8 protein-coding genes are annotated in these 5,197 nt (G+C 44.1%); 3 read left to right on the top strand and 5 right to left on the bottom strand.

Going from position 1 to position 5,197, the window contains the following annotated elements; translation table 11 throughout:
- Positions 1-37: 37 nt before the first annotated feature.
- The 3 genes from AB4496_RS21055 to AB4496_RS21045 all read right to left on the bottom strand — a co-directional run bounded on the left by AB4496_RS21055 (position 38) and on the right by AB4496_RS21045 (position 2,339).
- The gene (locus AB4496_RS21055; RefSeq protein ID WP_009847373.1) at positions 38-712 is read right to left on the bottom strand and encodes a M15 family metallopeptidase; all 675 of its coding nucleotides are present in this window, start codon (positions 710-712) and stop codon (positions 38-40) included.
- 46 nt (positions 713-758) lie between these two features.
- Positions 759-1,895 carry a succinyl-diaminopimelate desuccinylase gene (gene dapE / locus AB4496_RS21050; RefSeq protein ID WP_009847372.1) on the bottom strand — a complete coding sequence of 379 codons (1,137 nt, stop codon included), beginning with the start codon at positions 1,893-1,895 and terminating at the stop codon, positions 759-761.
- Positions 1,896-1,991: 96 nt separating this feature from the next.
- The gene (locus tag AB4496_RS21045; protein WP_009847371.1) at positions 1,992-2,339 is read right to left on the bottom strand and encodes an ArsC family reductase; all 348 of its coding nucleotides are present in this window, start codon (positions 2,337-2,339) and stop codon (positions 1,992-1,994) included.
- A gap of 205 nt (positions 2,340-2,544) precedes the next feature.
- Between AB4496_RS21045 and AB4496_RS21040 the strand changes: the two genes are divergently transcribed.
- Positions 2,545-2,832: a helix-turn-helix domain-containing protein gene (locus AB4496_RS21040; RefSeq protein ID WP_004734273.1), complete on the top strand. Its 288-nt coding sequence runs from the start codon at positions 2,545-2,547 to the stop codon at positions 2,830-2,832.
- 77 nt (positions 2,833-2,909) lie between these two features.
- Here the strand turns inward: AB4496_RS21040 and AB4496_RS21035 are convergent, their stop codons facing one another.
- Both AB4496_RS21035 and AB4496_RS21030 read right to left on the bottom strand, forming a co-directional pair.
- Entirely contained in the window at positions 2,910-3,242 is a 333-nt protein-coding gene (locus AB4496_RS21035; protein WP_102257778.1) for a DUF4156 domain-containing protein, read from the bottom strand.
- Between the two features lie 12 nt (positions 3,243-3,254).
- On the bottom strand, positions 3,255-3,599 hold the full coding sequence (locus AB4496_RS21030) for a DUF2956 domain-containing protein (RefSeq protein ID WP_009847369.1): 345 nt from the start codon (positions 3,597-3,599) through the stop codon (positions 3,255-3,257).
- A 109-nt stretch (positions 3,600-3,708) separates the two neighbouring features.
- On the opposite strand from AB4496_RS21030, the gene AB4496_RS21025 reads away from it, so the two are divergent.
- The gene (locus tag AB4496_RS21025; RefSeq protein WP_009847368.1) at positions 3,709-4,170 is read left to right on the top strand and encodes a DUF2919 domain-containing protein; all 462 of its coding nucleotides are present in this window, start codon (positions 3,709-3,711) and stop codon (positions 4,168-4,170) included.
- Between the two features lie 65 nt (positions 4,171-4,235).
- Positions 4,236-5,159 carry a Dyp-type peroxidase gene (locus tag AB4496_RS21020; protein ID WP_009847367.1) on the top strand — a complete coding sequence of 308 codons (924 nt, stop codon included), beginning with the start codon at positions 4,236-4,238 and terminating at the stop codon, positions 5,157-5,159.
- The last annotated feature ends 38 nt before the right edge of the window (positions 5,160-5,197 follow it).

Below are 5,197 nucleotides of genomic sequence, written 5' to 3'. Positions count from 1 at the left end.
ACCCAAGGGTTTGTAAGCCACTCTAACATAAGCGCTCCTAATGACTGATATTCGCCACGAAGCGCGCATAGATCTCGTCTAGCTGCTCCGCAATAATTTCATACCCTAATATTGGCTTAGATTGGAGTTGCTTGCCAAGTAAAGTGGGAGATAACTGTGATAAACACAACTCCGATACTTTTCGATGGCTGATATGCCATGGTTCGATCGCCACACCGCCGAGGTCTTGGCTGTACGGAAAGAAGAACCCAAATTGAGATGCATTGGCAAAAAGCCATTGGTAAAACGCTTGCTGGTGGCCAGTAAGGTATTCCCATGGTTCCAGTTGCAGCTGTGTGCCTTCAGGTAAGTGATTACGAGCAAAGACATCAAAGTCACAACCCCAATGGTGACGACTCGCCCCAGGCAGTGCAGACCACCTCAGTATCGCTGACAACTTTTGATGTTCACTGAGTCTTGAAGCATCAAGTGGTTGGCTTTCTGAGTCTAATATTGGTGCTTCACCAGAAAACTTACGGTTCCAAATCAGAGATTGCCTTTCATAGTCGCGAAAGCCACTGGCAATCTCCATTTTGAAACCCGCGAGTTGAGCAGCTTCAATCAAATCGTTTAGGTCATCTTTGACCTCACTGTGAACCAAGAAGGTTTTGCTGCCAATGAGGCTAGGTTCTAGATGAGAATCTGATTGTCCGGTTAGCTGCTCTGGTGTCATAACGTGTCTCTCAATAATTAGATGCTATGAATCGCTGATGAAAAAACTACTTAGCGAACAGGTTCACTAATGTTCTTTCGTACATGTCAGTTAGTTTCTCTAAATCAGCCACTTTCACGCACTCGTTAACCTTGTGAATGGTTGCATTAACAGGGCCTAGTTCTACCACTTGTCCTTTCATGCGCGCAATAAAGCGTCCGTCTGATGTACCACCTGTGGTAAGCAGTGCCGGCTTAACATCATTCACGTGACCTACTGCATCGACAATAGCATCAAGCAACGAGCCTGCGTCGGTTAAGAACGGGTCGCCATTGAATGTCCATTTTAAATCGTATTCGAAATCGTATTTGTCGAGTGTATTTGTGATTCTTTCAACGATGATATCGTTGTTTAACTCAGTGCTAAAGCGAAGGTTAAACTGAACATTAAATTCACCAGGAATCACGTTTGATGCGCCAGTGCCCGCACTTACATTTGGGATCTGGAAGCTGGTTGGTGGGAAATAATCATTACCTTTGTCCCACTCGGTCGTCGCCAATTCATTGATCGCAAGCAGAGAGCTGTGTACCGGGTTGTTCGCAAGGTGAGGGTAGGCAACGTGACCTTGTGTGCCTTTAATCGTTAGATCGCCAGTGATAGAACCACGACGGCCGTTCTTTACGACATCACCTACGTACTCAGTACTTGATGGTTCGCCAACAATACACATGTCGATGTTCTCACCACGAGCCATCAATGCTTCGACAACGCGCACTGTCCCGTTGATGAACGGGCCTTCTTCATCTGACGTGATAAGGAAACCGATTGAGCCTGTGTGATCAGGGTGCTTAGCAATGAACTGTTCTACAGCCACAACCATTGAAGCCAGAGAACCTTTCATATCTGCCGCGCCGCGACCGTGTAGGAAACCATCTACGATAGTCGGTTCAAATGGCTTAGTGTTCCACTGCTCAATTGGGCCTGCAGGTACAACATCAGTGTGACCAGCAAAAGCAAATAGGGGGGCTTCGGTACCACGGCGAGCCCAGAAGTTCGTCGTATCTTCAAATACCATCACTTCGATTTCAAAACCTAGCGCTTTTAAGCGATCAATCATCAGGTCTTGGCAGCCTGCATCTTCTGGTGTTACCGATTGACGGCTGATTAGGTCTTTTGCCAGAGCCAAAGTTGGGCTGTCTGTCATCCTTGAGTTCCTTGTTTAAATTAAACGTCTAGTCATTAATTTCAGGCGTTGAACAGGGGAAGTTCAACGCTTTGTTATCTGTTCTAATACAGCTGATTACGCAAAAATAGCAGCGTATTGATCAGCTTTGAAGCCAATATGAAGCTTGCCATCGACTTTCAAGATAGGGCGCTTGATCATTGCTGGTTGTTCAACAAGCAGAATTACGGCTTTTTCTTCCGTTAATGTGTCTTTTTGCTCTTGAGAAAATTGGCGGTAAGTCGTACCACGTTTGTTTAACACAAGCTCCCACCCAAGATCTGAACAGAAGCTTGTTACCAACTCTTCGGTGATGCCTTGTTTACGATAATCGTGAAATTCGAACTCAATACCTTCAGCTTCGAGCCATTTTTTTGCTTTTTTGATGGTGTCGCAATTCGGAATGCCAAACATAGTGATAGTCATTATTCTTCCTTTGGGTGATTTTATTTCGTTGTTATGAGTTGAATCCTATCAGGAAGCGGCAATTCAGACAAAATAGAGTGAGGAATATTTCATAGAGTGAAAAAAAACAGTAAGAAAATGTCACTATTGGAGACTTATTGATCAGCCTCAACATGTTGTCAGCAAAAAAAGAAATAATTGAGTTGCACATATATAGGAGGTGTCAATGGAGTTGAGTCCTGTTTTTGCAAGGCGGCTATATTTAGCATTGTTAGTGGAAAGCCTTGATAGGCCAAATGTGCCTAAACTCATCGAAAAAACGGGGTGGCCTCGTCGTACTATTCAAGATGTACTCAAGGCGTTACCGGGGATCGGTATTGAACTTATGTTTGTTCAAGATGGGCGACGTCATAATGATGGCTATTACCAATTATCCGACTGGGGGCCATTTGACAGTCAATGGGTTATCCAGCGTAAAGGCGATATAGCAACAAGCCTTGGATTTAGTGCATAAGCCAGCGAAAGCTGGCTTTCTTCTTTCTTCTTTCTTCTCCTTACCGATTACCGATTACCGATTACCGATAAGTCGAATTAGCGACACCGATAAGCGGTGCCCAACATGGTTACGGAAGTCGCAAAATCTTGGGGAAGTGTGAAAATTACGGTGTCCGCACCTAATCCAATAGCATTGGACTTTAGCTCATTCATTGCGCCTTGAATCAGAGTGTCGTTCGGGTAAAACAGATAACTATACCAATGGCCTTCGCTGCCGGTGACTTCCCCTTTATATTCGCACTCGTTGATATCAATCAGTCCGTGGTAATCCATTTGTACTTGGTCAGATTTGCTATGTGGGACTGTTGTCGGTGTCGTGCACCCGACTAATATGCCTGTCATAGCTAAAGCGACTAATTCCTTTTTCATACATTTATCCTGCTATTTCATCAAATAAATCGCGAAACCTACCCAGCTTGCGATCAATAGTAACCACGGCAATTTGCTGGCGTGATTTGATGTTGTTTCAACAATTGTGTCTACATTGTTCTCTTCGTCTAGATTAGTTTGTTGAGTTTGCTTCTCTTTCTTTACGCGTTTTCTTGCTTTATCGGCTTGGCGGCTGCGTTCTTTTTGCTGTTTCTTGTAAAGTGCGATGCCTTTTTCGATACCTTGAGCAATTAATTTTGTTTGTTCTTTGGTTTGAGCTGGCTTTTGCGTCGCTTTGGCTATCTTCAGTGCTTCTTGTTGAGATTCAACAGACGGTGTATTAGTTTTCTTTTTCATACTGAGTTCGACAATTAAAACGGATTAACCAATAAGATAACGCAAACCTAGTTAAGTATGAATGATTTGCGTTAAAGTGTTGGTTTGAAAACAAGTGAAAGTGAGAGTTGTGCGGTACTCCATAGAACAATACGATAAACACGGCTTTTTGAAAGCCCCAATCTTATTATGGTTAGGTTGGCTGTTTCTTGCGAAAGCTTTGGTCGTTTTCATTGTTGCGGGCGCAAGCCGAGAGTCGGGAACGGATATTCTTGAGACCATCTATCCAGACCACCAGATGTTTTATGTCGGGATTGCGTTGAGTGTCCCTAGTTTGTTATTGATGTGGTTATTTGGACTAAGATCTCCAGATAGAAAGCGCCTTAACAAAGTCGTGTCATGGGGACGTTGGGTTACCATGATGGCTATCTTGGCACAGGGCTCCCACACAATTTATCTAATCTATTCGGATAACGGATGGTTCCGTTGGTCAAATGCTATCACCCTATTATTGCTCCTCTGGTTAGCGCTTTATTTAACCAATAGCCATGCCGCTAGGGATTGCTTTAAAGTGGTTGAGCACGAAGACTGATTCTCATCAAAACATTTGTACCATTCACAATTATACTTAGAAGCTAAAACTGGAAGGAATAATCTATGCTTAATGTTTCAAATGAGCAGCCTAACGTTCAAAGTGCTATTTTGCCTGAAGCTGGGCCTTTCGCTCTTTACGTTCAACTTAAAGTGAACGCTAATACTGCTAATGTACTAGCAGAAATTCAAAAGCTTCCGACTCTAATCGACGAGCTAAACCAAACTCAACCTGATGCGAACCTAACGGCGTCGGTAGCATTCTCAAAAGCTTTTTGGGATAAGTTCGAGCACGCTGCTCCCTCTGATCTAATTGATTTTCCTGCGCTTGGTGAAGGTGATATCACAGCACCGAGCACACTGTCTGATGTTCTGATTCACTGTCATTCAAACCGACATGACCTACACTTCTTCATCCTACGTAAATTGCTATCTGAAGTAGCGGCAGACGTTGAAGTAGTAGATGAAACTTACGGTTACCGTTTCCTAGACTCACGTGACATGACTGATTTCGTTGATGGCACTGAAAACCCGAAAGACGCGCAGCGTGCTGAAGTGGCGATTGTGCCTGAAGGTGAATTCGCAGGTGGTAGCTACGTAATGGTGCAGCGTTTTGTGCATAACCTGCCAGCTTGGAATAGATTAAACGTATCGGCACAAGAGAAAGTGGTTGGCCGTACCAAGCCAGATTCGATCGAGCTAGACGATGTTCCAGCGGCGTCTCACGTTGGTCGTGTGGATATCAAAGAAGAAGGCAAGGGCCTTAAAATTGTTCGTCATAGCCTACCTTACGGCACAGCAACAGGCGATCACGGTTTACTGTTCATCGCTTACTGTAATGTTCGTCATAATTTCGATGCGATGCTAGAGAGTATGTACGGCGAAACAGATGGCAAAACAGACCAACTGCTTCGCTTTACTAAAGCCGTTACTGGCGCTTACTACTTTGCTCCTTCAGCTGAGATGTTGAGTACACTAACGATTAAGTAAGTCGTCTCAAATAGAATAAACAAAGGGAGCCTCATGGC

The organism is Vibrio sp. 10N.222.46.A1 (assembly GCF_041473595.1).
GTDB lineage: Bacteria > Pseudomonadota > Gammaproteobacteria > Enterobacterales > Vibrionaceae > Vibrio > Vibrio tasmaniensis_A.
Note: the sequence above shows the minus strand (reverse complement) of the source record. Positions and strands in the feature narration are given on the sequence as shown.